We start from the raw sequence: 4209 nt of genomic DNA, 5'->3' as shown, positions 1-4209 counted from the left end.
CCATGATCGTCCTCGGCTGCACGCTCCCCGCCGCCTCAGCTTCCGGCGAGGAGCGTGCAGCCGAGGACGATCATGGTGGCGGCGACCAGTCCGTCCAGGACCCGCCAGGCGGTGGGGCGGGCGAGGAGCCGGCTCAGCAGCCGGGCGCCGAAGCCGAGGGCGGCGAACCAGCAGAGGCTGGCCAGTACCGCGCCGAGCCCGAACGTCCAGCGCAGCGGTCCGTGGTCGGCGGCCACGGAGCCCAGCAGGAACACGGTGTCGAGGTAGACGTGCGGGTTGAGCCAGGTCATCGCCNNACGCTCCACCGAGCCGGCCGACCGCGGTCAGCGCGCCGGGCCAGGCCACGACCAGCGCGCCGACCCCGCCGACGCCCAGGGCGATGAGCAGCGCGTCGGACACCGCGCAGATGCCCACCACGGCGAGCACCGCCTCGCGGCGGACGCCCTGGCGCAGGACGAAGGCGTTCTGGGCTCCGATGGCGACGATCAGGGAGAGGCCGGTGCCGAATCCGGCGGCGGCGGTGGTCAGGGCGACGGTCATGCCCAGGACGCTAGAGGCCGTCTCCCGCTGCAGTACAGCTAATGATTCTTACGTATCCTTAGCCGGTGTGATGGAAGACCTCCCCCTGGACCAGGTGCGGACCCTGCTCGCCGTGGTGGACGGGGGCACCTTCGACGCGGCGGCCGCCGCCCTCCACGTGACGCCCTCCGCGGTGAGCCAGCGCGTGAAGGCGCTGGAGCAGCGCACCGGGCGGGTGCTGCTGCTGCGGGCCCGCCCGGTGCGGCCGACCGAGTCGGGCGAGGTGCTGGTGCGGCTGGCCCGCCAGGTGGCCCGGCTGGAGCGGGACGCGTACGCGGAGCTGGGACTGAGCTCGGCCGGGGAGCCGACCCGGGTGTCGGTGGCGGTGAACGCGGACTCGCTGGCGACCTGGTTCCTCGGGGCCCTCACCCGCGTCCCGGCCGAACTGCGCCTCTGCTTCGAACTGCGCCGCGAGGACGAGTCCCACACCGCCGCGCTGCTGCGGGAGGGGGCGGTGATGGCCGCGGTGACCTCCTCGCCGGACGCGGTGCCGGGCTGTTCCGTACGGCTGCTGGGACGGATGCGCTATCTCCCCGCGGCCAGCCCGGAGTTCGCCGCGCGGTACCTCGCCGGGCCGCTGGAGGAGACGCTGCCGCGGGCGCCCGTGGTGACCTTCGACCGGCGGGACGACTTCCAGGACGCCTTCGTCCGCCGGCTCACCCGCGGCCGCACCGGGGCGAGTACGGGCCGGCACCTCATTCCGGCCTCGGAGGGGTTCGCCGAGGCGGTCGCCGCGGGCCTGGGCTGGGGCATGGTCCCCGAGACGCAGGCCGGCCCCCTGCTGCGGGCCGGCCGGCTCACCGTCTTCGCCCCGGGCCGCGCGGCCGACGCCGCCCTGTACTGGCAGCAGTGGAAGCTGGATTCCCCGGCCCTGGCCGCGGTGGCCGAGGCGGTGGCGGCAACTGCGGCGACCGCACTGCGCAGTTGAGGGGCCGTCTCACCGTCGGGACTCCGTCGTGCCCGTCGCCGGCCGGTGAGGTCCGCGGCGACGCGTACGGCCGAGGCCGTTGTTTCATCGCGTGCCGGCAGGTGACCCGTAACGGAGCACGGCACCCCAGGGGTGCGCATCCACTGTGAATCAGGTGATCTCCCATGGACGACTGGCGGACCCGCGCGGCTTGCCGGGACGAGGACCCCGACCTCTTCTTCCCGATCGGGACCTCCGGCCCGGCCCTTTTCCAGACGGAGCAGGCGAAGACGGTGTGCCGACGCTGTCCCGTGCAACGACAGTGCCTCGACTGGGCGTTGGAGACGGGACAGTCCCTCGGCGTGTGGGGCGGCACGAGTGAGACGGAGCGGCGCGCGCTGAAGCGGCGCCTGAAGGCGCGACGCGCCTGAGACGGCACCGTGTGCCGTCCCGCCCGTCCGCCGTTCCGCCCGCCGTGCCCGTCGCGGCGGGCGCCGAACTCCCCGGCCCCGCGAGGGATCCGGTCACGCGGGGACGGGTGGTTGCGGTGACCGCGACCGGAGGCCGGCCGCACCGAGGTGACGGTCCGCCTCCTCCACGACCGGCACGGCTGAGCCGCCCGCCGCTCCGGCGGGCGGCAGCCGTGTCCCCCCGGCGGCCCGCCCTGACCGGTTACGCCGCCTGCCGCGCCGCCGCCCGGCCCGCCGCACGGCCCGAGAAGAGGCAGCCGCCGAGGAAGGTGCCCTCCAGCGCGTTGTAGCCGTGGACGCCTCCGCCGCCGAAGCCCGCGACCTCGCCCGCCGCGTACAGTCCCCCGATCGGCCTGCCCTCGCCGTCCAGCGCGCGGGAGTCGAGGTCGGTCTGGATGCCGCCGAGGGTCTTGCGGGTGAGGACGTGCAGCTTGACGCCGATCAGCGGGCCGGCCGCGGGGTCGAGGATGCGGTGCGGGACGGCCACGCGGCCGAGGCGGTCGCCCATGTAGCGGCGGGCGTTGCGGATGCCCTGCACCTGGGCGTCCTTGCTGAAGGAGTGGCCGAGCTGCCGGTCGCGGGCCTCGATCTGGCGCCGGACGGCGGCCGCGTCGAGGAGCGGCTCGTCGGTGAGGGCGTTCATCCGCTCGACGAGCTGCTCCAGGGTCGGGGCGGTCACGAAGTCCGCGCCCTCGCGCAGGAAGGCGTCGACCGGGCCGGGGGCGCCCTTGCCCAGGACGCGTTCGCGCAGGAACCCGGCCCGGTCCTTGGCGGTGATGTCGGGGTTCTGCTCCGACCCCGACAGCGCGAACTCCTTCTCGACGATCCTCCGGGTGAGGATGAACCAGGAGTGGTCGTGGCCGGCGATGTCCTCGGTGGTGCGCAGGTGCCTGAGCGTGCCCAGGGTGTCGTAGCCGGGCAGGCAGGGCTCGGGCAGCCGGCGGCCGAGGGCGTCGAACCACATCGAGGACGGTCCGGGCAGGATGCGGATACCGTGACCGTGCCAGACCGGGTCCCAGTTGCGCACGCCCTCGGTGTAGTGCCACATCCGGTCCCGGTTGACCAGGCGCGCGCCCGCGCGTTCGCTGATGCCGAGCATCCGCCCGTCCACGTGGGCGGGGACCCCGGTGACCATCCGCCGGGGCGGGGTGCCGAGCCGCTCGGGCCAGTGGCGGCGGACGGTGTCGTGGTCGGCGCCGATGCCGCCGCTGGTGACGATCACGGCCTGGGCGGTGAGTTCGAAGTCGCCGGTGGTCTCGCGGCTGGAGGCGACACCGCGCGGGGCGTCGTCCGGGGCCAGGACCGCGCCCCGCACTCCGCTCACGGCGCCTTCCCGGACGACGAGTTCGTCGACCCGGTGCCGGTGGTGGAAGGTGAGCAGACCGTCGCGCGAGGCCTGCCGCGCGTGGCGGACGAAGGGCTCGACGACGCCGGTGCCGGTGCCCCAGGCGATGTGGAAGCGGGGCACGCTGTTGCCGTGCCCGTTCGCGCGCAGGTCGCCGCGCTCGGCCCAACCGACGGTGGGCAGGAAGGAGATGCCGTGCCCGGTCAGCCAGGACCGCTTCTCCCCCGCCGCCCATTCGACGTAAGCGCGCGCCCAGCGCACCGCCCAGGTGTCCTCGTCCTCGAGCCGGTCGAACCCGGCGCTGCCCTGCCAGTCGCTCCAGGCCAGGTCGAAGGAGTCCTTGACGCCGAGGCGCCGCTGCTCCGGGGAGCCGACGAGGAACAGCCCTCCGAAGGACCAGAAGGCCTGTCCGCCGAGGTTGGCGGCGTTCTCCTGGTCGACGAGGGCGACCCTGCGGCCCCGGCTGGTCAGTTCATGGGCGGCGACCAGGCCCGCGAGACCCGCTCCGACGACGATGACGTCGGCATCCATGGCGAGAAGTCCCTTCCTCATCCGCGCCGGTGCGCGGCCGGTTCGGCGCTGCCGTCGGTCAGCAGCGCGGTCAGCAGTTGCTTCAGCCAGGCGCGGGCGTGCTCGACGTCCCCGTCCAGCATCAGTTGGACGGTGACTCCGTCGTACGCGGCGACCACGGCGTGCGCGGCGCTCTCGACGGTGCCGAGGACGGCGGGCAGTTCGGTGTGGCCGCGCGCCCGGCCCAGGTGGTCCGCGAGGGCGCGGCGCAGCCCGGCGCGGTGTTCCAGCAGGGTGCGGGAGACGTCCGGGTCCCGGGCGGCGCGCACCAGGAAGTCGGTCTTCACCAGCAGCCAGTCCCGGTCGAGCAGCAGTACCCCGGTGACGCGGTCCACGGT

Annotated in this window: 4 protein-coding genes and 2 pseudogenes; 2 read left to right on the top strand and 4 right to left on the bottom strand. The window is 74.5% G+C overall.

What is annotated here, in order from left to right; translation table 11 throughout:
* Window positions 1-35 precede the first annotated feature (35 nt).
* Both AOK18_RS34780 and AOK18_RS34775 read right to left on the bottom strand, forming a co-directional pair.
* A pseudogene (locus AOK18_RS34780) lies at window positions 36-294 on the bottom strand (LysE/ArgO family amino acid transporter); the annotation flags it as partial.
* Between the two features lie 2 nt (window positions 295-296).
* Window positions 297-477 (bottom strand): annotated as a pseudogene (locus AOK18_RS34775) (LysE family transporter); the annotation flags it as partial.
* A 133-nt stretch (window positions 478-610) separates the two neighbouring features.
* On the opposite strand from AOK18_RS34775, the gene AOK18_RS26625 reads away from it, so the two are divergent.
* Both AOK18_RS26625 and AOK18_RS26620 read left to right on the top strand, forming a co-directional pair.
* The gene (locus tag AOK18_RS26625; RefSeq protein ID WP_055571580.1) at window positions 611-1507 is read left to right on the top strand and encodes a LysR family transcriptional regulator ArgP; all 897 of its coding nucleotides are present in this window, start codon (window positions 611-613) and stop codon (window positions 1505-1507) included.
* Between the two features lie 164 nt (window positions 1508-1671).
* Window positions 1672-1917, top strand: coding sequence for a WhiB family transcriptional regulator (locus tag AOK18_RS26620; RefSeq protein WP_055571581.1), 246 nt, complete (start codon window positions 1672-1674; stop codon window positions 1915-1917).
* Between the two features lie 241 nt (window positions 1918-2158).
* On the opposite strand, the gene AOK18_RS26615 is transcribed toward AOK18_RS26620, so the two are convergent.
* Together AOK18_RS26615 and AOK18_RS26610 are read right to left on the bottom strand one after the other, a co-directional pair.
* A complete protein-coding gene (locus AOK18_RS26615) occupies window positions 2159-3832 on the bottom strand; it encodes an FAD-binding dehydrogenase (RefSeq protein WP_055571582.1) in 1674 nt (557 codons plus the stop codon).
* A gap of 17 nt (window positions 3833-3849) precedes the next feature.
* On the bottom strand, window positions 3850-4209 hold a 360-nt coding region (locus AOK18_RS26610; RefSeq protein WP_206281598.1), incomplete at its 5' end, for a TetR family transcriptional regulator C-terminal domain-containing protein.

It is taken from the genome of Streptomyces prasinopilosus, from assembly GCF_001419695.1.
Classification (GTDB): Bacteria; Actinomycetota; Actinomycetes; order Streptomycetales; family Streptomycetaceae; genus Streptomyces; species Streptomyces prasinopilosus.
The sequence above is the reverse complement of the archived record's forward strand: the minus strand, read 5'-3'. Positions and strand labels throughout refer to the sequence as shown.